Raw genomic sequence first — 23222 nt, forward strand, 5'->3', positions numbered from 1 at the left:
CGGCCCCCGCCGGTCAGGCGAAGTGGCTCTTGTAGATCTGCCCGTGGACACCGACCGTGCGGTCCACCACCTGGGAGACCGTGAAATCCGCCGCGGCGGAGAGGTAGGCGTAGGCGGTGGCGCGGTCCATCCCCTTCTCCTGTTCCAGGAAGTCGAGAGCGTTGACCACCGCGCGGCGCATGGCGATATTCAGATCGCTCGACTGGCCGTTCTGCGAACCGTCCGGATCGGAGAGGCCGATGGGGATCCAGGCGTCGTCGGTTTCGCCGAACGGATACTTGTAGGCGACCTCCGGCGCATCCCCGGAACCCGGTTTGCAGACGGTCAGCCGGAAAGTGCCGCGCAGTGAGCCCTCCATCGCGGTGAGGGCGGCTTCGCCGTCGCCCATCGCCATATGCGGGTCGCCGACGTAGAACAGGGCGCCTTCGGCGAAAACCGGCAGATAGAACGCGGAACCGGCGCCGAGCAGCCGGATATCGATATTGCCGCCGCCGCGGGTGGGTGGAATCGAGTTGGCGGCGGCCGCTTTCGGATCGGTGTCCGGCGAGAACGCCACTCCCATCATGCCCATGAAGGGACGCAGTGGGAAGCGCACCTTCGCGTCGCCGAACGGCATCACGCCCAAGCCTTCTTCGATGGCGGTGAAGGTGGAGACATTGCCGTAGTCGCGCGGATCGCCGGTCGGGCGCCGATCGGCGGCGACGGGTGGCATCACCTCCGCCAGCGAGATGCCGGCCGGTGCTTCGCCGTTCGCCGTCCGGGCCAGTGCGCCCTTGCCGTGCCGGCTCGACACCACGCCGTAGGGCACCCGGGGGACCGCCGCGAGGGTCTCGATCTTCAGCACGTCACCCGGTCGCGCACCCTCCACGAACACCGGTCCGGTGACGACGTGCGGGCCGTCCTTGTCGAAATCGCGTGGTGTGCGGTCGTAGCTCTCGGCGATGGCGACCGCGTCGGCGAGTACATCGTTCTTCGCGACCCCCTTCGAGCCGAAGTACTCCACCGGATCGCGACCCTGGTCCTCCAGGATCCCCTCGTGTGACACGGCGTCGATGGTGACGGTCTCACCCGACTTCATCCGCAGCACTTCGCTGCTGTGCACATTCGGGACATAACCCCACAGGACTTGATCGACCTCGGAGCGCAGATAATGGTCGCCGGGGATCTCGCCCTGCCCGGGTTGCAAGGTCGGGACACCGCCGCTGAACGGCAGCGCGGGCGACGAAGTCGAGACGGTGTTCGCGGGGGTTTCCGCCGTGCAGGCGGTCGCGGCCGCCGCCGCGCCCACTGCGCCCACGGCCGCGGCCGCGCGGAGGAAGCTCCGCCTGCCCAGGGCGCGCGTCAGGGTCTCGGCTGCTTCGCGTGCGAGGAAATCGGTCATGGGTACCTCCGGGGGCTATCTGGGCAAGCGTCCGGAAGCTATCGAGACAAAATTTCCAATGTGTTTCTTATTCGTGTCGGTGGCTGTGCACGGCGATTCTGTGACGAAACACCCGTCCGGCGGCGGACGGGAACTTGCGGGCGGATCATCCGCGCAGTTCGCCGGACGGAAACAGGGCTGCCTCCGGTAGTCCGACTGCGCCGTACCCGAGGCGCGCGCACGCTACATTCGTGGCATGCCGACGTCGAGGTATCCGCTCCGCCGGGTCGCGTGGTTCGTGCTCGGACTGTTGTTCGCCGGTGTATCGGGGGCGCCGAGCGTCGCGGCGGAACCGCCCGCCCGGCTCGACACCTATGTCGTCGATTCGGCCGCCGTCCTCGCCCGCGCGGACGCCGACCGGGTGCGCGCGGCCGTCGAGTCCCTCTACGCCGATCACCGGGTGCGTCTCTGGGTGGTCTACGTAGGCGACTTCGCCGGCTACAGCCCACAGGATTGGGCCGCGCAGACCGCCCGGCAATCCGGATTCGGCGACCGGGACCTGTTGCTCGCCGTCGCCACCCGGGATCGCGCCTACGCCTTCGAAGGTGAGCGTCCCGACGGGGTGAGCGAATCCGATGTCGACCGGATACTCGTCGACCAGGTCGAACCCGCGTTGCGCGACAACCGATGGGCCGATGCGGGTGTGGCGGCGGCCGTGGGTATCGGCTCGGCCATGAGCGGCGGCGGGGTGAGCGTCGGCCCGGTACTGCTCATCGGCGCGCTGATCGTGCTCGCACTGGCGGGGCTGCTGCTCTACCAGCGTTACCGCCGGCGCGGCCGCGACCGGGCCGAACTCGACCGGGCCCGGGCGACCGACCCCACCGACACCGCCGCGCTCGCCGCGCTACCGCTGGCGGCGTTGCACGCCCGTTCGCACGAGATCCTCGTCGAAATCGACAATGCGGTCCGGACCAGTGCCGAGGAACTCGACCTGGCCGCGGGGGAATTCGGGGATACCGCGGTGCTGCCCTTCCGCACCGCGCTCGACAACGCGAAAGCCGCCACCGCGAAAGCTTTCGCGATTCGGCAGCGTCTCGACGACGCCATCCCGGAAACACCCGACGAGCAGCGGACGCTGCTGATCGATCTGATCGCCACCGCAGGGCACGCCGACGCCGAACTCGACGCGCGCGTCACCGAATTCGACGCCATGCGCGATCTGCTGATCAACGCCTCGTCCCGACTGGACGCCCTGACCCGCGATATCGTCGATCTCACCGGCCGGGTCCCGGACGCGGACGCCGAACTGACCCGGCTGTCGGCCACGCATCCGGCCGGGGTGCTCGAACCGATCCGCGACAACGTCGGCATGGCCCGGGAACGTATCGCCTTCGCCGACGAATGCGTCGGCGAAGGTCGCCGGGAACTCGCCCGACCGGTGGGGGAGCAGGGCGGTGCGGTCGCCGATATCCGGGCCGCCGAAGGCGCTATCGGACAGGCCCGCACCCTGCTCGACGCCGTCCTGGGCGCGGCGGCGAACATTCAGCAGGCACGGGCCGGTCTGCCCGCGGTCCTGGACGAGTTGCGCGGTGATCTGCGCGCCGCCGCCGGACTCGCCGAACACGGCGGCCCCGAACTCGCGACGGCCGCCGCCGCGGCGCGAACCGTCTTGGACAGCGCGGGCAGTACCGCCGAAACCGACCCGCTGGGCGCCTTCCACGACGCGGTCGCCGCCGACGGCGACCTGGACCGCGCGCTGGCCGCGGCCGGCGACCGCAAACTCGCCGCCGAGGATCTGGCCCGCCGTCTGGATCAAGCAGTCGGTGACGCGGCCACTCGGGTCCGCACCGCCGCCGATTTCATCAGCACCCGTCGGGGCGCCGTGGACGCGACGCCTCGCACCCGCCTGTCGGAAGCCCAGCGCAACCTCGACGAGGCGCAGCGGCTGCGCACCGACGACCCGGCCGCCGCGCTCACCCACGCCCGCGCCGCCGCCGATCTCGCCGGTCGCGCACTTCAGGAGGCGCAGGCCGGCGTCCGGACCTGGGAGGGTCGCCGGGCGCCGGCCGGTTCGGCGCAGGCCGGCGCGATCCTGGGCGGCATCCTGATCGACAGCATGCTGCGCGGCGGAATGGGCGGCGGTCCCGGTCACCGTGGTGGATATCGGGCCGGGTCCTTCGGCGGGTCGGGTGGTTCCCGGCGGATCAGCCGCGGCGGCCGTTTCTGAATCGAGTTCCGTGAGCGCTGCCCGGTCGCATCCGTCGGAAGTTTGAACAGGTGCGATCCTTATTAAAGGTTGTATTATTATCCTTAATAAGGAGGTGATATGGCCAAGCTTTTGCAACAGCGCTGGGTCGGCAACGTGGATGGTGGCGCACTCTCGCGGCGCGACCGCGGCTCCGGTGTTTACCGCGCCTATCTGCCCGACCCATTGGCCGGTCGCCCGATCATGCTCGCGAGTGAAACCGCCGCTGATGTCGCCGACGCCGAAGTGGCGATCGCTCGCCTCGACGCAGAGGCGAAGGCGCTGGTCGAAACGGAGACGCTGTCTCGCCTCCTGCTACGCGCCGAGGCCATCGCCTCGTCGCGAATCGAGGGCCTCGAAATCGGGGCGCGCCGACTGCTGCGTGCCGAGGCGGCGCGTGAGCTGGAGGGCGAGCCTTCCGATGTGACGGCTGCCGAGGTGCTGGCGAATATCGATGCCATGGCGGTGGCCACCAGCGCGAACGGTCCTGGGGAGGCCGTCACCGAAGATGCGCTGCTCGAAATCCATCGGCGCTTGCTGACCGGCACCAGGCTTGCGCAACATGCCGGACAACTGCGCGAGGAGCAGAACTGGATCGGGGGCAGCTCCTTCAATCCCTGCTCGGCCGAATTCGTTCCGCCGCCACCGGAATATGTGCCCGAATTGATGCGGGACCTGATCGATTTCTGCAACAGAGACGATCTGCCGGCCGTTGCGCAGGCAGCGATAGCCCATGCTCAATTCGAGACCATCCACCCATTCGCCGATGGCAACGGGCGAACCGGCAGGGCGTTGATCCATGTCGTCCTTCGCAGGCGCGGCGCGGTGGAACGGGTGGTTGCCCCTGTATCGCTGATCCTGGCTACGTGGAGCGACAGCTATATCGACGGCCTGAATCGCTTCAGGCATATAGGTCGAGCCGATTCGAGGCAGGCTGTCGACGACTTGAACACTTGGGTCGCCCGGTTTGCCGCAGCATGTGCCCGCGCGGCCGGGGACGCGACCTTGTTCGAGGCGAAAGCCATGGAGCTGGAACAGTCGTGGCGGGCCCGGCTGGCGCCGGTCCGTGCGAACTCCGCGCTGGACCTATTGCTGGGCAAACTGGTGGGCGCCCCGATTCTCACGGTCTCCACGGCGGCGTCGCTGACCGATCGTAGTTTTCCTGCCGCGAACACTGCCGTTGAGCGGCTGGTAGCAGCGGGAATTCTGCGCCAGCTGTCAGTCGGCCGCCGGAATCGGGTATTCGAGTCCCCCGAAGTGATAAGTGCGTTCACCGCTCTGGAGCGTCGCTTGGCAAGCCCGGGCGGCGACACTCGCATTTCGGCACCGGAGCGACCGGTGCCCCGCCGTCCCGCGCGGTAGAAGCCGCGTCCGGACCTGGGAGGGTCGCCGGGCGCTGGCTGGTTCGGGGCAGCGCGGCGCGATCTGGGCGGGATCCTGATCAACAGCATGCTGCGCGGCGGTATGGGCGGCGGCCGTTTCTGAATCGCGAAATAGCGATCATGTCCACTGAGAGACCTTCGACTTCAGGGCCGCTCCTGGCGCGATGGAACGTTATGGAGCCAACAGTCGCGTTCTGTCCGCCGCCATACCGTTGACGCCGAAGCCGAACCGCGCAAAAGCCAAGCACCTCGCTTGCGGGCGTCCAGCCGAAGATCGTGCTGGCTCACACCTCCGATGGATGGGCGCAAGCGATCGGGGGCGCACCGTCCACGCACATTCTGAAGCCGGTTGTGCAGCAACATCCGACCCTCATCTACGACGAGGAATACGGCACCCGGCTGTCTCATGTCCTCGGACTGTCGTCGCACGACACCTGGATTGCAGACTTTGCGGGAACTCCTGCCCTGGTCATCGAGCGTTTCGATCGTGACCCGACGGTACCCGGCGGGCGCGCTCGGGAACCTCGATATGCATGCGAAGAACGTGGGCCTGATCCATTCCCCGAGCGGTTCAGTGCGATTGGCACCCGCGTACGACGTTGTCCCACACACCCACCTACACGGTGTCGATGGGCGCATGGCCATGTCGATCGGCCGCGAGTACAGGCACGCGGCACTCACCCGAGACCATCTGGTGGCGGAGATCGCGGGTTGGGGTGTGCGCTCGGCTCACGAGTTGGTAGTCGAGGCACTTCACGGCATTGCGGAAGTTGTCGATGCGGAAGCTCCGCATCCGGACGCGGACCCGGAGATGCACGAGAACATCCGCAGGTTCACCGAGAACCTCCGGCGAGGTCGGCCGGCCGGAGCGGAACCGAAGTCTGCGAGCTGAAGATCCGGGCGGGGGCCGCGACGGTGGTGTCCGGTTTCCGCCGGAATCGGGGGCTCGATCTTCCTACCGTCGGTGCGATGGAAACCGAACTGACAACCGACGACCGGAGCACGGTGCTGCGCGCGCCCGTTGTGTGGTTCATGGCGCTCGCGGCCGCGCTCGGCACGGCGAGCCTCTACCCGCTGCACCCCGCAATCGCGGAGGTGGCGGATTCGCTGCACACCTCGCCTGCGGTGATCGGCACCGCGCTGGCCTGCGGGCCGATCGGGTATCTGGTGGGGCTGGCGCTGCTGGTGCCGCTGGTCGACCGGTTCGCGCCGCGGATCGTAGTCCCGGCCCAATTCGGCTCGCTGACAGTCACGTTGGCCGCCGGTGCTGTGGTGGGTTCGCCCTGGTTGCTCGGACCAGTCGTCGCGGCGATCGGGGCCGGGTCCGCGGTCGGTGCGCAATTGAGTGCGGTCGCCGGGCGTTTCGCGGAACCCCGGCGGCAGGCCACAGTTCTGGGCGTCGTGACCGCCGGTATCTCGGCCGGGATCCTCGCGGGACGGATCGTCGGCGGGTGGCTGACGGACTCGATCGGCTGGCGCGCCATGCTGCTGGTCTTCGCGGTGGCGTGCGCCGCGGTGGCGAGTATCGCTCGCTTTGCGCTACCTGCCGGCGGGAAACCGGCGGCCGGCAGCTATCTCGCCACGTTGCGCGGAATCCCCGGACTGTTCACGCGGTTTCCGGTGCTGCGGTCGGCGGCCGGTCGCGGCGCCCTGTGGTTCTTCGCGTTCTGCGCGGTCTGGGCAGGTCTGGCGGTGGCGCTTTCCCAGCCGCCGTTCTCGTATTCACCCGAGCGGATCGGTTTGTACGCGTTCGCCGGCCTGCTCGGCGTCGTCGCGACCAGGATCGCGGGAATCTGGACCGATCGCGTCGGTGCACGCCGAGTTCTCCTGGTCGGCCTCGCCCTGGCCTTCGCCGCGGTGGCGGCCCTGGGCTCCGGTCTGTCGCATGCCGTCCTGACGCTCGTCTGTCTCGGTCTCTTCGACGCGGGACTCTTCGCGGCCCAGGTGGCGAACCAGAGCACGGTGCTCGCCCTCGACCCCGCCGCCCCGGCCCGTTTCAACAGCGCCTACATGGTCGTGTACTTCATCGGGGGCAGTCTGGGCACCGCCTTCGGCGCCGCCGCCGTCGGCTGGTTCGGCTGGCTCGCCCTCACCACCCTCTCCGCCGGTGCCATAGCTCTTGCCGCGGCGGTGACGCTGTACCCCCGCCCCCGCACCGGCCACCAGCAAGCGACCGACCTCGCGCACAGCCGCTGACCAGCAAAATGCTGGAGCCCTTCCGTCGAGGGACCGCACAGCCTCGCGGACCCTCGGCACTCTGGTCCGCACCGGCGGGCCCGTGAATAGTTTCCTTCCGCGAGCGGCCGCACCACCCCTGTGTCGAGTCCAGCGAGGCCGACCCGCGACGCCGCAGGCGGCGCCGAAAACACAGACCTTCGCGAGCACGATCACTACTCATTTTCGCGAGCAGGCTCACCCTTGTACCTTCGCGAGTGAGTTCACTTCTCGCCTTGACGAGTGGGCCCACGCCGTTGCCTCGCAGGTCGACTTACATCCGTGCCCGAGCTATCCGGCCGACCTCGGCTATCCGGCCGACCTCGGCTATCCGGCCGACCTCGGCGATCCGGCGAGCTCGCGCAAGTCCCCCGGATCGATGTCGCGCCGCGGAATGTTTACACCCACGAATTGGTTAGATTGCATCATGCATGTTATGTGTATTATGCACATCGGTCGATCGTTCACTTATCGAGGAGCACGCTCGTGACCAAACCCGAACCCGTCGTCCGCCCCGCGGCGGTACTGGCGGTGCTCGCATTCGCCGGGATCGTGGCGTCGTTGACGCAGACCCTGGTGATGCCGTTGCTCGGGCAGCTGCCGGAGATTCTGGACACCGCACCCTCGAACGCGACCTGGGTGGTGACCGCGAGCCTGCTGGCCGGCGCAGTCACCACCCCGGTCGCGGGCCGGCTCGGTGACCTGCTCGGTAAGCGGCCTGTTCTGGTGGGATCGGTAGTCCCACTCGTGATCGGCTCGGTGATCTGTGCCATGTCCTCGTCGCTGTGGCCGATGCTGATCGGCCGCGGTCTGCAGGGGATGGGTGTGGGCCTGATTCCGGTCGGTATCGCCGCCTTGCGCGATCTGCTGCCACCGGCCAAGCTCGGTTCGGGCATCGCGCTGATCAGTTCGTCACTCGGTGTCGGCGGTGCGCTGGGTCTGCCGCTGGCGGCCGCGGTCGTCGAATACAGCAGCTGGCGCTACCTGTTCTGGGGTGTCGCGGTGCTCGCGACGGTGGCGGGCGTGCTGATCTTCATGATCATCCCGTCGACCCCGCCGCGCGCCGAACGCGGACGGTTCGACGCACTCGGAGCACTCGGCCTGGGTGCCGCACTGATCTGCCTGTTGCTCGCCGTCTCCAAGGGTGCGACCTGGGGCTGGACCAGTGCCACCACGATCTCGCTGTTCGTCGCCGCGGTCGTGGTGCTGCTGCTGTGGGGTGTATGGGAGCTGCGTTCGCGGGATCCGCTGGTCGATCTACGGGTCACCGCCCGTCCCCGGGTGTTGCTGACCAACGCGGCCTCGATCGTCATCGGTATGTCGATGTTCTCGCAGGCGCTCATCTTCCCCCAGCTGCTGCAGTTGCCGGATGCCACCGGTTACGGTCTCGGTCAGTCGATGGTGGCGATGGGCCTGTGGATGGCGCCGGGCGGGCTGACGATGATGCTCGCTTCGCCGTTGAGCGCGAAACTGTCCGCGGTGGCCGGGCCCAAAGTCACCCTGATCTTGGGCGCGGTCATCATCGCGGCCGGATACGGCACATCGGTACCGCTGATGGGCGAGCCCTGGGGCCTGATGATCGGTGCCATCATCATCAGCCTCGGTGTCGGTTTCGCCTACGGCGCCATGCCCGCACTGATCATGGGTGCGGTGCCGATCACCGAGACATCGGCCGCCAACAGCTTCAACACGTTGATGCGCTCCATCGGCACCTCGGTGGCCTCGGCCGCCATCGGCGCGGTTCTCGCACAGATGAGCACTTCCTTCGGCGGCGGCATCACCATCCCTACGGAGAACGGATTCCGTACCGGCATCCTGATCGGATGCGGTGTCGCCGCCGCGGCCGCGATCATTGCGCTCACCATCCCCACGGCAAAGCGCGCCGCGGCGGCGGCCGTCGCGAGCGGGCAGCCCGAGGCCGCGAAGGCCGCGGCGCACGCCAGGGCCGAAGCAGCACCGGCCGCGCCCGCGGGCCTTTCGGTGGAAGCCGAGCGGGTGGTGGACGAAGCCGCGACACCGGTTACCGGTGGTGTGCCGGAACCGCGGTCCGCCCCGGCGACCGCGACGTTCGCCGCGGCAGAACGCAATGGGCGGGCCACCCCGACCCCGCAGCCCGCCGGCAGCGGTTCGATCCTGTTCGGCCGGGTGTCAGATGCCCGTGGGGTGCAGGTCGCCGGAGCGACGTTGACGCTGATCTCGCCCACCGGACAGCAGTTGGGCCGGGCGCTCTCGGGCACGGACGGGTTCTACGAACTGGCCGCGCCCGCTCCCGGCACCTATGTGCTCATCGCCTCCGCCGAAGGCCGGCGCCCCGACGCCTCGACCGCCGTTCTGGGCAGCAACCCGGTGTCCTACGACGTCACGCTCAGCACACTGGCCAGTCTCATGGGCACGGTCTCGCGGACCGGTGACGGCACGCCCGTCGTGGGCGCGACGGTCACCGCCCTGGACATGCGGGGTGAGGTACTGGCCGCCGGCGAGTCCGATCTGTCCGGCGGCTTCGGTCTGGCCGGTCTGCCCGAAGGTGAGTTCACGGTCGCCGTGAGCGCGTCCGGTTACCATCCGACCGCGGTATCGGTGCAGGTCACCACCCGTGAAACGGCACGCCTCGAAGTGCTGCTGCGCCCGGGTGTGCGAGTCGCGGGCGTGGTGAGCGGCGGTGGCCGGCCACTGGCCGCGGCCCGGGTCACACTGACCGATTCACTGGGCAATGTCGTCGAGACGCTGTCCACCGGACCCGACGGGTCCTACGCCTTCGGGAACCTGGACGAGGGCACCTACACCGTGGTGGCGACCGGTTACGCGCCGACCAGTGCCCAGGTGCGGGTGGGAGAGAAGGACATCGACGGTATCGACATGGAGCTCACCGCCGACGGGATCGGCGGTACCGCCGAAGTACGCGTCCCGGAACCCGAGGAAGCTCTCGACGAGCTGCCGGAGGTGCACAAGAGCTCCTGGTGAGCCCTTCCGGGCGCTGACGTGAACAGGGACCCGAGCTTCGGCTCGGGTCCCTGTTCACGTCCGGGGCGCCGGACGCCGGTGCTCGTGACGGGCCGGAATACCTCGCCGGGCGGCTCGCGCCGACCCCGATTTGGTCCAGTCCGGGCCAGCTCCTACACTAGACCGGTTGCCAGGGCACTTCTGTGCCCGTGGGCCCCCTGCGCGGGCGGCCCGGCGATACGAACTCATCCGGCGGCGACTGCCGTCCGGACCAGCCGAATTGCTGTAGGCCCACGGCCCACGCCGGAGTGGCATGGGTGTTGCATGGGAACCGCAGCGAGAAAGGTGTCGAGGTCGAACTATGACCATGACCGATCCGATCGCAGACTTTCTGACGCGTCTGCGCAACGCCAACTCGGCGTACCACGATCAGGTGAAGGCCCCGCATTCGAAGATCAAGGCGAATATCGCCGAGATCCTGAAGCGTGAGGGTTACATCGCCGATTACCGCACCGAGGACGCCACCGTGGGCAAGGCCCTCGTCGTCGACCTCAAGTACGGGCCCAGCCGGGAACGCAGCCTGCAGGGTCTGCGGCGCGTCTCGAAGCCGGGTCTGCGCGTGTACGCGAAATCCACCAACCTGCCCAAGGTCCTGGGCGGCCTCGGCGTGGCGATCATCTCCACGTCGACCGGCCTGCTCACCGACCGCCAGGCGGCCAAGCAGGGAGTGGGCGGGGAAGTCCTCGCCTACGTCTGGTAAGGGGAGGTACGGACAATGTCGCGTATCGGTAAAGATCCCGTCGCGGTTCCCGCGGGCGTGGAAGTGACCATCAACGGGCAGGACATCGCGGTGAAGGGCCCCAAGGGCCAGCTGTCGCTGACCCTCGCCGAGCCCATCAGCGTCGCGCAGGAAGACGGCCGCCTGGTGCTCTCCCGCCCCGACGACGAACGGCGCAGCCGCTCGCTGCACGGCCTGACCCGGACCCTGATCGCCAATATGGTCACCGGTGTCACCCAGGGCTACGAGAAGAAGATGGAAATCTTCGGCGTCGGCTACCGCGTGCAGCAGAAGGGCAGCAACCTCGAGTTCGCCCTCGGCTACAGCCACCCGGTGCCGATCGAGGCGCCCGAGGGCATCACGTTTGCGGTGGAAACGCCCACCAAATTCTCCGTATCCGGGATCGACAAGCAGAAGGTCGGCCAGATTTCGGCGGTTATCCACGGCCTGCGCAAACCCGACCCGTACAAGGGCAAGGGCATCCGCTACGCCGGCGAGATCGTTCGCCGCAAGGTCGGAAAGACGGGTAAGTGATCATGGCGCAAACCGAGAATCAGAAGGCCAAGCGTATTCCGCTGGGCAAGGATGCTTCCACTCGCCGGCGGCTGTCGAAGACGCGTCGCCACTTCCGCCTGCGCAAGAAGATCGAAGGCACCACCGCACGTCCGCGGCTGATCGTGCACCGCTCCTCGCGGCACCTGCACGTGCAGCTCATCGACGATTCCGCCGGTCGTACCCTCGCTTCGGCGTCGACCATCGAGGCCGATGTGCGGGCGCTGGAGGGCGATAAGACCGCCAAGGGCAAGAAGGTCGGCGAACTGATCGCCGAGCGCGCCAAGGCCGCCGGTGTGGAGGCCGTGGTGTTCGACCGCGGTGGCCACGACTACCACGGTCGTATCGCGGCGCTCGCCGATGCCGCTCGGGAAGGCGGGTTGAAGTTCTGATGACCACCATGACTGCACATACCTGTGTGAACGGAAGGAACGTCTGATGCCGGGACGTCAGCGCGGCCACGGCGGAAACGGACCCGCCGGACAGAACTCCAACGCCCCCGACGGGGGACGCGGTGACCGCCGGGGCGGTGGCGACCGCCGGGGCGGCGACCGCCGTAACGACGCGGCCGAGAAGAACCAGCTCGAGCGCGTAGTCGCCATCAACCGTGTCTCCAAGGTGGTCAAGGGTGGTCGGCGCTTCAGCTTCACCGCTCTGGTCATCGTGGGTGACGGCAACGGTCTGGTCGGCGTCGGCTACGGCAAGGCCAAGGAAGTTCCCGCGGCCATCCAGAAGGGTGTCGAGGAAGCGCGCAAGGGCTTCTTCCGCGTCCCGATGATCGGCTCCACCATCGTCCACCCGGTACAGGGCGAAGCGGCGGCCGGTGTGGTCATGCTGCGTCCGGCCTCCCCGGGTACCGGTGTGATCGCCGGTGGCGCCGCGCGTGCGGTGCTGGAATGCGCGGGCATCCACGACATCCTGGCCAAGTCGCTCGGTAGCGACAACGCGATCAACGTCGTGCACGCGACCGTTGCCGCGCTCAAGATGCTGCAGCGTCCCGAAGAGGTCGCGGCCCGTCGTGGTCTGCCGCTCGAGGACGTCGCTCCCGCGGGCATGCTGCGTGCCCGTGCCGGACAAGGAGTCTGACGATGGCAGATCTCAAGGTGACCCAGATCAAGAGTTCGATCGGCGCCAAGCAGAATCAGCGGGACAGTCTGCGCACTCTCGGCCTGCGGGGCATCCGCAAGTCGGTGGTCCGTCAGGACACTGCCCAGAACCGTGGGCTGATCAATGTCGTGCGCCACCTCGTAACAGTTGAGGAGGTCTGACATGACCATCAAATTGCATCACCTGCGTCCCGCACCCGGGGCCAAGACCGATAAGACCCGCGTGGGTCGTGGTGAGGGTTCCAAGGGTAAGACCGCGGGTCGCGGCACCAAGGGCACCAAGGCGCGTAAGAACGTGCCTGCCTCGTTCGAGGGCGGGCAGATGCCCCTCCATATGCGGCTGCCGAAGCTCAAGGGCTTCAACAACCCGTTCCGGGTCGAATACCAGGTCGTGAACGTGGGCGCCATCGCCGAGCTGTTCCCGCAGGGGGGCACCATCGGTAAGGCCGAACTGGTCGAGGCGGGCGCTGTCCGCAAGAACCAGCTGGTCAAGGTGCTCGGCGAGGGGGAGATCTCCGTCGCCGTTCAGATCAGCGCGGACAAGTTCTCCGGCTCCGCCAAGGAGAAGATCACAGCCGCCGGTGGCACCGCCACCGAACTGGGCTGACGTTCGCCGATTTCGACGACAGCGGCGCCGGACGAGTGCAGGCTCGTCCGGCGTCACTGTTAGAGTTCAAGTGTTGTCTGCCAAGACCCGTCATGGGTTCGGCGATTTCCGACCGGGACACGCTGAAAAATTCCATGGCCTGACCATGTCGTTCGCCAGGAGGATCTGTGCTTTCCGCCTTCGTTACGGCCTTCCGGACTACGGACTTGCGGCGGAAGATTCTCTTCACGCTGGGGCTGGTCGCGTTGTACCGCCTCGGTGCCGCGCTACCGTCGCCCGGGGTCGACTACAGGGCGGTACAAGAGTGCATCGACCTGGTCTCCGGTGGTGATTCCGCCGGCATCTACCAGCTCATCAACCTGTTCTCCGGTGGTGCGCTGCTCCAGCTGTCGGTGTTCGCAATCGGCATTATGCCGTACATCACAGCGAGCATCATCGTCCAGCTGCTGACCGTCGTCATCCCGCGGTTCGAGGAACTGCGCAAGGAAGGCCAAGCCGGCCAGACCAAGATGACGCAGTACACGCGCTACCTGTCGGTCGCGCTGGCGATTCTGCAGGCGACGGGCCTGGTGGCGCTGGCCGCGCGCGGCCAGCTGCTGCAGGGGTGCCAGAAGGATATTCTCGCCGACACCAGCATTTTCGGGATGGTCATCATCGTCCTGGTGATGACCGCGGGCGCCGCCCTGGTCATGTGGTTCGGCGAGCAGATCACCGAGCGCGGCGTCGGCAACGGTATGTCGCTGCTGATCTTCTCCGGTATCGCCGCCCGCATCCCGGGCGAGGGCAAATCGATCCTGGACAGCCGCGGCGGCCTGGTCTTCGGCCTGGTGTGCGTGGCCGCGCTGCTGATCATCATGGCGGTCATCTTCGTCGAACAGGGTCAGCGCCGGATCCCTGTGCAATACGCCAAACGGGTCGTCGGCCGCAAGATGTACGGCGGATCGTCGACCTACCTACCGTTGAAGGTCAACCAGGCCGGTGTCATCCCGGTGATCTTCGCGTCCTCACTGCTGTATCTGCCGAACCTGATCGCCCAGCTCACCGGGTCGAGCACCGCTCAGGATCCCAGCTGGTGGCAGGAAGCGATCCAGAAGTACCTGGTGAATCCCGGTAACCCGGTGTACATCGCGATCTACTTCAGCCTTATCGTCTTCTTCACCTACTTCTACGTCGCGATCACCTTCAACCCGGAGGAACGCGCCGACGAGATGAAGAAGTTCGGCGGCTTCATCCCGGGCTACCGCCCCGGTAAGCCGACGGCCGATCACCTGACCTATGTGCTGAGCCGGATCACCCTGCCCGGCTCCATCTATCTCGGTCTGGTCGCTGTACTGCCGAATCTGTTCCTCGATATCGGATCGTCGGGCGGGGCGCAGAATCTGCCGTTCGGTGGCACCGCCGTCCTCATCATGGTGAGCGTCGGCCTGGATACCGTGAAGCAGATCGAAAGTCAACTCATGAATCGCAATTACGAAGGGTTCCTCAAGTGAGAGTCGTACTACTCGGACCGCCGGGAGCGGGCAAGGGCACTCAAGCCGTCTTGCTGTCGGAGAAGCTGGGCGTACCGCATATCTCCACGGGCGATCTCTTCCGCGCGAACATCAGCGAGCAGACCCCGCTCGGCCTCGAAGCGAAACGCTATATGGACGCGGGCGAGCTCGTGCCCAGCGATGTCACCAACCGCATGGTCCGGTCCCGGGTCGCCGAACCCGACGCCTCGCGCGGGTTCGTACTCGACGGCTATCCGCGCACCGTGGATCAGGCCGACGCGCTGGCCAAGATCCTCCAGGATCTGGGTAGCGAACTCGACGCCGTGCTGTGCTTCGTCGTCGCCGAGGACACCGTGGTCGACCGGATGCTGGCCCGCGGCCGCTCCGACGACAACGAGGAGACCATCCGGACCCGGCTGCGGATCTACCGCGACGAGACCGAACCACTGCTGAACTACTACGACGGCCTGGTCGTCTCGGTGGACGGAATCGGCGAGGTCGAAGAAGTCAATGCGCGTGCCCTGGAGGCGTTGGGCCGTAATGCCACGACCGGATAGTCCCGCATCCGGGTCCGTCGGTAATCCTTCGGCGATGGAGGGCTGACCCGATATGGTTTTCGGTCGCAAGAGCAAAAAGGTCGTACCGTTCCGCACTGCCGGTGAACTCGACGCCATGGCCGCGGCCGGTGCGATCGTAGGCCGTGCGTTGGTCGCGGTGCGCGCGGCCGCCGCGCCCGGGGTGTCCACCCTCGAACTGGACCGGGTCGCCGAAGAGGTGATCCGGGGTGCGGGCGCGGTCCCGTCGTTCAAGGGTTATCACGGGTTTCCCGGCTCCATCTGCGCGTCGGTGAACGACCGTGTGGTGCACGGGATCCCGACCGAGAAGGAACTGCTGGCCACCGGCGACCTGGTGTCGATCGACTGCGGCGCCATCCTGGACGGCTGGCACGGCGATTCCGCGTGGACCTTCGGCGTCGGCGAACTGTCCGAGGCCGACCGGCTGCTGAGCGAGGCCACCGAGAAATCCATGGTGGCCGGTATCGCGGCCATGGTCGCGGACAACCGGCTCACCGACATCTCGCATGCCATCGAGCTCGGTACCCGGGCGGCCGAATCCGAGCACGGGCGCTCCTACGGCATCGTCGACGGATACGGCGGGCACGGGATCGGCCGGGAGATGCATCTCGATCCGTTCCTGCCGAACGAGGGACAGCCGGGCAAGGGGCCGCGTCTGGTGGTCGGGTCGGTTCTGGCCATCGAGCCGATGCTCACCCTGGGTACGCACGAGACCGAGGTGCTCGACGACGACTGGACCGTGGTGACCGCCGACGGTACCCGGGCGGCGCACTGGGAGCACACCGTCGCGGTGACCGAGGACGGACCGCGGATCCTCACCCTGCGTTCCGAGTAGTCCGGTCAACGGATCGACTGCGCCACGAACGCCCGGCTGTCGGGCCCGTCGCCTATGGTCGACCCGCGCCCGAATTCGACGACTGAGACAACGGTCCGGAAGTCGTGTTCGGAGTCCGGGGGGCACGGCGCACCGATTCCCGGTCCCCTGCGGCCGGCTGCGCGGCGACGTCGGCCACCTCGATCAACCGTAGCCCGATCCGTCGACGGTCGATCTCATAGTTCCAACAGGATCGTCACGGGGCCGTCGTTGGTCAGTTCGACCTCCATCTGCGCCCCGAACCGACCGCCCGCGACGGTGGCGCCGGACTGTCGCAGGGTTTCGGCGACGAGGTCGACCAGCGGTTCCGCGACCGGCCCCGGTGCGGCCGCGGACCACGAAGGGCGCCGGCCCTTGCGGGTGTCGGCGTAGAGGGTGAACTGGCTGACCACCAAGATCGGGGCCGACAGGTCCGCGGCGCTGCGCTCGCCCTCGAGAATGCGCAGCCGCCAGATCTTCTCGGCCATGGCGCGGGCGATCGTCTCGGTATCGGTGTGGGTGACACCGACGAGGGCCAGCAGACCGTGCCGAACTCCGCTGCCGGCCGGATCGATCCGGCCGACGATCTCGCCGTCGACGGTCACCCGGGCCGAGGTCACGCGCTGAAGCAGGGCTCGCATACCGGTCGATCCTGCCCTGAGGTTCGATCGCACCCCGGGCCGGGGGCGCATCGCTCGGGCGGTGGCGGCACGTCGCTGGCGCGGCCGCCGTCGCACCGCGGAGGTTCTCGCTCGCTACCAGCGGGGAAGACCCTGTTCACATCTCCATCAGGCCGGATTCGTTCCGGGCTGCCCTGGTCGAGTTCAACCGATTCGCTGATGCGGGGGAGGCGGACGACGGCCGGTATGTGCTGCGCGAGCAGCAGGTACCGGTCGCCTCCGCTGCGGACGCGACAGTGTTGGTGGGACTGTCAATTCGAAGATCGCACAGATGATCCGGGTGATCAGGGACGAACAGCAGCGGATATGACCGGCAGCCGGGTTCACCGAGGACGGCCGGCGGGGTCCCAGGCTCGGACGGCCTCGAGCTGTCCGTCGTCGTCGAAGAGGCACGTTTCGGCGAGCTGTCCGTTGGGGTGCCATCGGCGGAATACGCCGTGCGGTCGCCCGCGACAGATCTCGCCTTCCGATTTCAACCGGCCGTCGGGCCACCATTCCCGACTGCTGCCGTGCCGGATGCCGTCGACGTAGAACTCCTGGGAGAGCAGCTGTCCCGGGGCGAGTTCTTCGACCGCCTCGCCGGTGAACGGTCTACCGGCGTATTCCAGGCGCAGATCCGCGCTGACCGATGTGGGGTCCTGGTTCAGGTCGATCCGCGTCATCGCGGGGTTCCCCGTCGGTTCGTACACGCACGCCAGATTATCGGCACGAGCAGGGAATTCGGCGTATATGCCGATGTTTCGGCGCGGGTTCCCGGCGATCTCGGTGGCGACCGGGCCGGGTGGGGTTCCGGGCAGCGGCGAAGGGCAAGCGATATTTTTCGCCGCCGCGGTGGAGAACGCGCTGCATCGCGCGCTCGAGACCGATAAGAAGATCGGCGACGGCTTCGCGGCCTTCGGCTGACGGCCCGGATCGCGCAATTCGGCGAACGGCCGGCTGGATCGGATGAGGATCCAGCCGGCCGTTTCGATCGTCCGGGTGCGGTCCGCGGTCACGCGGGACGGTTCGCGGCCCGGCGCGGGTGGCGGTCCGCGACAGCTCGTTCACCGAGCGGCGAGCGATTCCCCGATGTAGTGCATCTCTTCCCGGGTGGTGACCATGTTCACCGTTGTCGTCACGGCCGGTGTGCGGACGGTGACCCGGTTCGGCGCCGTCGGGTCCTGGATGAGCGATACATCCGCGTCGACCGATCCGGGCGGGTCGTGGGGCTGCCGTACGTGCACGATGGTCGCGCCGCCTGCGTGGGAAACCGGTGGGACGCCGTCGAATACCAGCACGGTGGTACTCGGATACGGCGCGGTCGGCATGGGCGGCGGACCGGGCGGGTGGTAGCTGGCGCCCGCGGCGCGCGGCGCGATGGAGAGGATCTGCGGGGCGTCGAGATTGCGGACCATGGTCTGCCAGGCCTCGGGGCGGGCGGTGTGCACGATGGCGTGCGCGCCGAGACCGGTGGCCCGCAGGATCACCTGCTGGGCCAGGTCGAGTGTGCCGATCACTTCGAGTTGCCGGGTCCCCTCGCCGATCAGCGGTACCGCGATGCCCTGGCCTTCGTCGTCGGCGCCGATGAGCTGCCCGCACCCGGCGGTGGGAACGGTGAACTCGGTGAGCGCGGCCAGGGTGCCGCGGTAGGCGACCTCCCGGCCCCAGCGGCCGGTATAGCCGACCGGCAGCGTATCGAGCAGGATGCGCAGCTGGTTCCCGTAGAGCTCGCGCAGGCCGGCCAGCGGCGGCTGTTCGGGGGGTTCGACGGTGTCGAACCGGACCACCGCGTTCAGCACGACGGTATCGGCGAGTTCGGTGTGCGGATCGTTGCGGTTGATACCGGGCCGCAGCCGCAGGGTCACGGTGGTGGAAAGGCTGGGCACGGCCCAGACATCCGCCAGCCCGCGCGGGCCCACCATATCGGCCCCGATCTGGTACTGCGACAGATGCCGCCCCTGGGCTTCCAGCCATTTCGGGGTTTCGGTGAGCTGGTCCACGGCGAAACCGTGGGTGAGGTCACGAACCGCGGTGTTCATCTCCGCCGCAGTGAGCACCGATGCCGCGATATCGTGCGCGGCCAGGCGATTGGCGACCCGGCGGGTGGCGATGATGGCCGCGCGCAGCGCCCCCGTGCCACCGCCACCGCGGTTGTCCACCGCCTCGGCGTTGGCCAGCGGATCCAATCGCAGTACCAGCCAGCAGGTGCGATGTGCGATGGCCGGCAGCGGACCGAGAATTCGGTCGTAGAGGTGGGCGGCGACACCGGTGCCGGCGGTGCGGGCGCCGGTGCTCACCACATCGATGCCCGCGAGCGTCAGGTCGAATTGATCCAGGCAGCGCGCGATCTCCGGCAGCGGCAGGAGCTGCTGGGTATCGAGCGAGCCGGGGCGCAGCAGGGTGAGAGTGTCCGGCGGCGGATCGATGCGCAGCATGGTGAGCAGCAGGTCGCCGTCCCAGCGCACTCCGTAACCGCCGCCCTCGGGCAGCGGTACATCGAAGGCCGCGGCCTGTTCCAGCCGCTCCGCGGTGATCTTCCCGCGGCGGCCGAGGCCGCCGGCGATCCGCGCGGCGAGGGTGCGGCCGCCGATCGGTATCAGGGCGATCGCCCCGACTGCGGCGCCGGCCCCGAGCGAGTACCAGACAGAATCGCTGAACACGAGGACGATCCAGGCGACGAACGCCGCGAACAGAATTCCCGGAACGACGATCCGGAGTGGAAAAATCCGGAACAACCAGAATTCCGGATCCCGCAATGTGTCGTAGGCCGATCGGCGAACATTTGTCAAATCCTGAGAAACCGTCGGTTCTGGGAATTCGGCGACGTCCGGTCCGGCGTGCATAGTCTCGTTCACAACTGTTTGTCCCTGCCTCGGTGGCATGCGCTCATCGGTGAGCCACCAGGGATTCCACCGATTCGGGCCGACGTAACCATCGGGAATTACGGTACCGTGTCGAAAGAGATCGCGGTCGATAGCTCATGGAGTCCTGAGTGCCAGCACAGCTGACCACCCGTGCCCAGGTCAACGGGTACCGTTTTCTGTTGCGTCGTCTCGACCACGCGCTGGTCCGGCGCGATGTGCGGATGTTGCACGATCCCATGCGATCCCAGATCCGCTCGCTGCTGGTCGGGCTGGTGCTGGGCATCTTGATCGTCGCCGGTTCCGCCATTCTGGCGCTCCTGCGCCCCCAGGGCGCGATCGGCGATGCGCTCATCGTCTCCGGAAAATCCAGTGGCGCGCTCTACGTCGTGGTGAACAAAGAAGACGGCAGCCAGACCCTGCACCCGGTGCTCAACCTGGCCTCCGCGCGGCTGATCACGGGCAGCAACGCCGAACCGCACGCGGTGCAGGACGACAAACTGGGCAGCCTGCCCCGCGGCCCCCTGCTCGGAATCCCGGGTGCGCCCGCCGCCCTGCCGGGTTCGGCGCAGGGCTCGGATTCGCACTGGTCGCTGTGCGAGACGATCGAGCTGTCCGCGGGCGGTAGCGCGGCCTCGGCCGCCGGGGCCACCACCACGGTGGTCGCGGGCCGGCCCGAACTGACCGACCGTATCCGCGCCGCCGATCCCTCCGAAGCGCTGCTGGTGCGCCGGGACGACAAAACCTATCTGATCTACGACGGCAAACGCGCGGAAGTCGATCCGAACGATTCGGTGCTGTCGCGTGCGCTCGACCTGCCCGCCCATCGGCCGCGACCGGTCGGAACCGGATTCCTCGGCGCCACCACCCAGGTGCCCGCACTGCAGGCGCCGCCCATCGATCGGGCGGGGGAGCCGGGCCCCGGGCCGCTGGCCGATGTTCCGATCGGCGGCATCATCTCGGTGGCCGGGATGGCCGAGGACGCCGGACCCGAGATGTATGTCGTCCTCACCGACGGCGTGCAACCGGTATCCCCCTTCGCCGCCGAGGTGATCCGCTACGCCGACTCACACGGTATGAGTCAGGTCGCGGTAGTCCCGCCGGATGTGCTCGACCAGGTTCCGGTGGTGCGCCGCCTGCCGATCGACGATTTCCCGTCGCAGATCCCGCAGGTGGTCGAACCGGAGGACGGACCGGTCACCTGCATCACCTGGGCGAAATCGCCCGGTACCGCGCCGGCCGGGAAGGGAGCCGGCGAGAGTCCGGCGGAGCGGGCCACCGCCGGGCTGCTCATCGGAAGCCGGTTGCCGATCGCGGAGTCCGCCGCACCGGTGCGCCTGGCCACCGCCGACAGCAGCGGCGACCGGGTCGACCAGGTGTATCTCGCGCCCACACATGGTGAGTATGTGCAGATCACCGGCCTGGAGCCCGGGAGCCCACGGCGCGGCAGCCTCTTCTACGTCGCGGACAACGGGATCCGCTACGGCGTACCGGACCCGGCTACCGCGGAGGTGCTGGGACTGGGCAGCACACCACATCTGGCGCCCTGGGCGATCGTCGGTCAGCTCGTCCCCGGGCCCAACCTGGATTCGAAGGAAGCCCTGGTCAGCCACGATTCGCTGACCGAAGGCTGATTCCGGACCGCACGCGGACCCGCCGCGCCGACGGGCGGCGCCGACGGGCGGCGCCGACGGGCGGCGCCGACGGGCGGCGCCGAAACTATTGCTCGGTCCAGCCGATGTTCAGCGAATCCAGAACGGTCCCCAGCGCGAGCCGCATATCCGGTTCCTCGATACGCCGCAGCACCGCTTCGTCGATCTCGGTGAGATCCAGTGATTCGTCGTTGGCCAGCCGGAACTCCCGTTCCTCCTCGGCCGCCTCGATCACATTGCGGATGAACCGGCCGTTACCGGCCATATCCACCCCGCGGCGGGGTTGCCCGCTCTGGTCGGTGCTCTCCATCGCGTACAGGTGATCGCACGCTCGGATCAGCACTTTCAGTGCTTCCTCGGACACATCCGAATCGCGTTTCTTCGCGATGACCTCGGCGATCTGTCCCAGTTCGGTGGCGCTGTAGGAGGGGAACTGCAGACGCTTGGCGAACCGGGAGGCCAAGCCGTCGTTGGCGGTCAGCAGCCGGTCGATCTCACCGTCGTATCCGGCGATGATGACCACCAGGCGGTCACGGTCGTTCTCCATCCGGGCCAGCAGCGTATCGACTGCTTCCCGGCCGAATGCGTCGCCGCCCGAGAGACCGGTCTGGATCAGGGTGTAGGCCTCGTCGATGAAGAGCACGCCGTCCATCGCGCTGTCGATCAGCTTGCCGGTCTTGATGGCGGTGCTGCCCAGATGTTCCCCGACGAAATCCGCGCGTTTGGCCTCGATCATCTTCTCGGTTCGCAGCAGGCCCAGGCCGCAGTAGATCTTGGCGACCACCCGGGCGATGGTGGTCTTACCGGTGCCGGGAGGTCCGGTGAACGCCAGATGCTGGCCGCGCGGCGCACTGGCCATACCCTTCCCGGCCCGGATCTTGGCCAGCTGCGCGGTGGACTGCAGTTTGGCGACCTGGGTTTTCACCGAGGCCAGCCCGATCTGGGCATCCAGCTCGGCCCGGGCATCGGTCAGCGTCTCCTTGGCCCGGTCCTGCACTTCGGCCCGGTTCATCTGCTCCATCGTCGGCGAGGAGGCAGGGTCCCATTTATCGGTGCGCGCCGCGATCACTTCGCGATTGGTGACCGTGACCCGGAATGTGCGGTCGCGCATCGCCGAAGCGTTGGCGTCGAAATCCGGGGCCTGCGAGTACACCTTCTCGAACAGCGCCTGGGCCTCGGCTTCGCTGCCGGTTTCGCGTAGGCACAGCCCGCGGCAGAACATGGCGGTGGAGCGGGCCGCCGGAATCGGTCCCTGTTCGGCGGCCTGCATGCGGCGGATCGATTCGGCGAACAGGCCCAGTTGGGCACAGGCGGTGCCGACCATGACATGCGCGCCGGCCGCCAGATAGGGGTCGTCCCAGTCCGCGGAGGCAGCGAGCACCGTCATCACATCGGGCCAGCGCTGCGTGGTGTAGTGCAACACCCCGCGCACATAGGCGGCGATCCGGTTGTCGGACTCGCGTTCCGGGTCGCTGAGCTGGCCTTTCCGGTATTCGTCCGCGTGGTCCAGCGCGCGCTCGGCCTCGTCGAAATCCTTGTCGGCGATGAGCTGAGCGGCCCAGGCCAGCGAGATCTCGGTCTTACTGGACAGCGGGTAATCGATGTAGAGCCCCGGCTGGAATCGGCCCGCGAGCTCCCGGGGGCGCAGGCCCACCCGGCGCTGCTCGCGGTAGATGGTGCTGTCACTGGTCTTGTACAGATTGAACAGGACGTCTTTGGTGAGTTCGCCGGCGGCCGCCCGGCCCAGCCACGCGTCGCACATCCCCGGATCCCATTCGGTGGCCCGCTGGAACGCCAGCTTGGCGTACTCGAGGTCGCGCGCGGACTCCTGGCCTTCGATGGACAATCCGAGCGACAGAACTCCGGCGTCGAATGCGCGTTGGGCTTGGCGGTTGCCGGTCATTGCAGTCGCTCCCCGAATTCTTGGGTCGGCCGAAAGAGAACGTTA

At 67.8% G+C, this 23222-nt stretch carries 21 protein-coding genes and 2 pseudogenes; 18 read left to right on the plus strand and 5 right to left on the minus strand.

Annotated features, from left to right (window positions below; genetic code table 11):
• Window positions 1–13: 13 nt before the first annotated feature.
• Complete coding sequence (locus tag OG804_RS26225; RefSeq protein WP_328390887.1) at window positions 14–1381, minus strand: acetamidase/formamidase family protein; 1368 nt, start codon at window positions 1379–1381, stop codon at window positions 14–16.
• Window positions 1382–1616: 235 nt separating this feature from the next.
• Between OG804_RS26225 and OG804_RS26230 the strand changes: the two genes are divergently transcribed.
• The 16 genes and pseudogenes from OG804_RS26230 to map all read left to right on the plus strand — a co-directional run bounded on the left by OG804_RS26230 (window position 1617) and on the right by map (window position 16084).
• The gene (locus OG804_RS26230; protein ID WP_328390889.1) at window positions 1617–3587 is read left to right on the plus strand and encodes a TPM domain-containing protein; all 1971 of its coding nucleotides are present in this window, start codon (window positions 1617–1619) and stop codon (window positions 3585–3587) included.
• Window positions 3588–3686: 99 nt separating this feature from the next.
• Window positions 3687–4967 carry a Fic family protein gene (locus OG804_RS26235; RefSeq protein ID WP_328390891.1) on the plus strand — a complete coding sequence of 427 codons (1281 nt, stop codon included), beginning with the start codon at window positions 3687–3689 and terminating at the stop codon, window positions 4965–4967.
• 278 nt (window positions 4968–5245) lie between these two features.
• Window positions 5246–5470, plus strand: a pseudogene (locus OG804_RS32410) (HipA domain-containing protein); the annotation flags it as partial.
• Window positions 5394–5879 carry a HipA domain-containing protein gene (locus OG804_RS32415; protein ID WP_442941638.1) on the plus strand — a complete coding sequence of 162 codons (486 nt, stop codon included), beginning with the start codon at window positions 5394–5396 and terminating at the stop codon, window positions 5877–5879. The pseudogene OG804_RS32410 and the gene OG804_RS32415, both read left to right, overlap by 77 nt.
• 77 nt (window positions 5880–5956) lie before the next feature.
• Window positions 5957–7183 (plus strand): MFS transporter, encoded by a 1227-nt coding sequence (locus tag OG804_RS26240; RefSeq protein ID WP_328390893.1) that lies wholly within the window; start codon window positions 5957–5959, stop codon window positions 7181–7183.
• A 504-nt stretch (window positions 7184–7687) separates the two neighbouring features.
• Window positions 7688–9130 (plus strand): annotated as a pseudogene (locus OG804_RS26245) (MFS transporter); the annotation flags it as partial.
• Window positions 9131–9346: 216 nt separating this feature from the next.
• Window positions 9347–10162, plus strand: a complete 816-nt coding sequence (locus tag OG804_RS26250) for an MSCRAMM family protein (RefSeq protein ID WP_328398757.1) — start codon at window positions 9347–9349, stop codon at window positions 10160–10162.
• A gap of 340 nt (window positions 10163–10502) precedes the next feature.
• Window positions 10503–10901, plus strand: a complete 399-nt coding sequence (rpsH, locus tag OG804_RS26255) for a 30S ribosomal protein S8 (protein ID WP_302871664.1) — start codon at window positions 10503–10505, stop codon at window positions 10899–10901.
• A gap of 15 nt (window positions 10902–10916) precedes the next feature.
• Window positions 10917–11453 (plus strand): 50S ribosomal protein L6, encoded by a 537-nt coding sequence (gene rplF, locus OG804_RS26260; RefSeq protein ID WP_328390900.1) that lies wholly within the window; start codon window positions 10917–10919, stop codon window positions 11451–11453.
• Between the two features lie 2 nt (window positions 11454–11455).
• Complete coding sequence (gene rplR, locus OG804_RS26265) at window positions 11456–11863, plus strand: 50S ribosomal protein L18 (RefSeq protein WP_328390902.1); 408 nt, start codon at window positions 11456–11458, stop codon at window positions 11861–11863.
• 46 nt (window positions 11864–11909) lie between these two features.
• The gene (gene rpsE, locus OG804_RS26270) at window positions 11910–12557 is read left to right on the plus strand and encodes a 30S ribosomal protein S5 (protein ID WP_328390904.1); all 648 of its coding nucleotides are present in this window, start codon (window positions 11910–11912) and stop codon (window positions 12555–12557) included.
• A 2-nt stretch (window positions 12558–12559) separates the two neighbouring features.
• Window positions 12560–12739, plus strand: a complete 180-nt coding sequence (rpmD, locus tag OG804_RS26275) for a 50S ribosomal protein L30 (protein ID WP_328390906.1) — start codon at window positions 12560–12562, stop codon at window positions 12737–12739.
• A gap of 1 nt (window position 12740) precedes the next feature.
• Window positions 12741–13184, plus strand: coding sequence for a 50S ribosomal protein L15 (gene rplO, locus OG804_RS26280; protein WP_328390908.1), 444 nt, complete (start codon window positions 12741–12743; stop codon window positions 13182–13184).
• A gap of 167 nt (window positions 13185–13351) precedes the next feature.
• Window positions 13352–14674, plus strand: a complete 1323-nt coding sequence (gene secY / locus OG804_RS26285) for a preprotein translocase subunit SecY (protein WP_328390910.1) — start codon at window positions 13352–13354, stop codon at window positions 14672–14674.
• Window positions 14671–15231 carry an adenylate kinase gene (locus tag OG804_RS26290; protein WP_328390912.1) on the plus strand — a complete coding sequence of 187 codons (561 nt, stop codon included), beginning with the start codon at window positions 14671–14673 and terminating at the stop codon, window positions 15229–15231. The genes secY and OG804_RS26290 overlap by 4 nt, the downstream gene beginning before the upstream one ends.
• Before the next feature lie 52 nt (window positions 15232–15283).
• Window positions 15284–16084, plus strand: a complete 801-nt coding sequence (gene map / locus OG804_RS26295) for a type I methionyl aminopeptidase (protein WP_328390914.1) — start codon at window positions 15284–15286, stop codon at window positions 16082–16084.
• A gap of 215 nt (window positions 16085–16299) precedes the next feature.
• Here the strand turns inward: map and dtd are convergent, their stop codons facing one another.
• Window positions 16300–16743 carry a D-aminoacyl-tRNA deacylase gene (dtd, locus tag OG804_RS26300; protein ID WP_328390915.1) on the minus strand — a complete coding sequence of 148 codons (444 nt, stop codon included), beginning with the start codon at window positions 16741–16743 and terminating at the stop codon, window positions 16300–16302.
• A 362-nt stretch (window positions 16744–17105) separates the two neighbouring features.
• On the minus strand, window positions 17106–17471 hold the full coding sequence (locus tag OG804_RS26305) for a toxin-antitoxin system YwqK family antitoxin (RefSeq protein ID WP_328390917.1): 366 nt from the start codon (window positions 17469–17471) through the stop codon (window positions 17106–17108).
• 40 nt (window positions 17472–17511) lie between these two features.
• Between OG804_RS26305 and OG804_RS26310 the strand changes: the two genes are divergently transcribed.
• Complete coding sequence (locus OG804_RS26310; RefSeq protein ID WP_328390919.1) at window positions 17512–17685, plus strand: hypothetical protein; 174 nt, start codon at window positions 17512–17514, stop codon at window positions 17683–17685.
• Window positions 17686–17825: 140 nt separating this feature from the next.
• On the opposite strand, the gene eccE is transcribed toward OG804_RS26310, so the two are convergent.
• Entirely contained in the window at window positions 17826–19550 is a 1725-nt protein-coding gene (eccE, locus tag OG804_RS26315) for a type VII secretion protein EccE (RefSeq protein ID WP_328390921.1), read from the minus strand.
• Window positions 19551–19753: 203 nt separating this feature from the next.
• On the opposite strand from eccE, the gene eccB reads away from it, so the two are divergent.
• On the plus strand, window positions 19754–21256 hold the full coding sequence (eccB, locus tag OG804_RS26320) for a type VII secretion protein EccB (protein ID WP_328390923.1): 1503 nt from the start codon (window positions 19754–19756) through the stop codon (window positions 21254–21256).
• Between the two features lie 85 nt (window positions 21257–21341).
• Here the strand turns inward: eccB and eccA are convergent, their stop codons facing one another.
• Window positions 21342–23177, minus strand: coding sequence for a type VII secretion AAA-ATPase EccA (eccA, locus tag OG804_RS26325; RefSeq protein ID WP_328390925.1), 1836 nt, complete (start codon window positions 23175–23177; stop codon window positions 21342–21344).
• Between the last annotated feature and the right edge of the window lie 45 nt (window positions 23178–23222).

Origin of the sequence: Nocardia sp. NBC_00416 (assembly GCF_036032445.1) — a bacterium.
GTDB lineage: Bacteria > Actinomycetota > Actinomycetes > Mycobacteriales > Mycobacteriaceae > Nocardia.

Bases quoted from the DNA above. Each gene is read 5' to 3' on its own strand.
- OG804_RS26240 (WP_328390893.1), top strand. From the start codon at position 5,957: ATGGAAACCGAACTGACAACCGACGACCGGAGCACGGTGCTGCGCGCG.
- rpsH (WP_302871664.1), top strand. From the start codon at position 10,503: ATGACCATGACCGATCCGATCGCAGACTTTCTGACGCGTCTGCGCAAC.
- eccA (WP_328390925.1), bottom strand. From the start codon at position 23,177: ATGACCGGCAACCGCCAAGCCCAACGCGCATTCGACGCCGGAGTTCTG.
- rplR (WP_328390902.1), top strand. From the start codon at position 11,456: ATGGCGCAAACCGAGAATCAGAAGGCCAAGCGTATTCCGCTGGGCAAG.
- map (WP_328390914.1), top strand. From the start codon at position 15,284: ATGGTTTTCGGTCGCAAGAGCAAAAAGGTCGTACCGTTCCGCACTGCC.
- OG804_RS26225 (WP_328390887.1), bottom strand. From the start codon at position 1,381: ATGACCGATTTCCTCGCACGCGAAGCAGCCGAGACCCTGACGCGCGCC.
- OG804_RS26310 (WP_328390919.1), top strand. From the start codon at position 17,512: ATGCCGATGTTTCGGCGCGGGTTCCCGGCGATCTCGGTGGCGACCGGG.
- rpsE (WP_328390904.1), top strand. From the start codon at position 11,910: ATGCCGGGACGTCAGCGCGGCCACGGCGGAAACGGACCCGCCGGACAG.
- rplO (WP_328390908.1), top strand. From the start codon at position 12,741: ATGACCATCAAATTGCATCACCTGCGTCCCGCACCCGGGGCCAAGACC.
- rpmD (WP_328390906.1), top strand. From the start codon at position 12,560: ATGGCAGATCTCAAGGTGACCCAGATCAAGAGTTCGATCGGCGCCAAG.
- OG804_RS26230 (WP_328390889.1), top strand. From the start codon at position 1,617: ATGCCGACGTCGAGGTATCCGCTCCGCCGGGTCGCGTGGTTCGTGCTC.
- OG804_RS32415 (WP_442941638.1), top strand. From the start codon at position 5,394: ATGTCCTCGGACTGTCGTCGCACGACACCTGGATTGCAGACTTTGCGG.
- OG804_RS26235 (WP_328390891.1), top strand. From the start codon at position 3,687: ATGGCCAAGCTTTTGCAACAGCGCTGGGTCGGCAACGTGGATGGTGGC.
- rplF (WP_328390900.1), top strand. From the start codon at position 10,917: ATGTCGCGTATCGGTAAAGATCCCGTCGCGGTTCCCGCGGGCGTGGAA.
- dtd (WP_328390915.1), bottom strand. From the start codon at position 16,743: ATGCGAGCCCTGCTTCAGCGCGTGACCTCGGCCCGGGTGACCGTCGAC.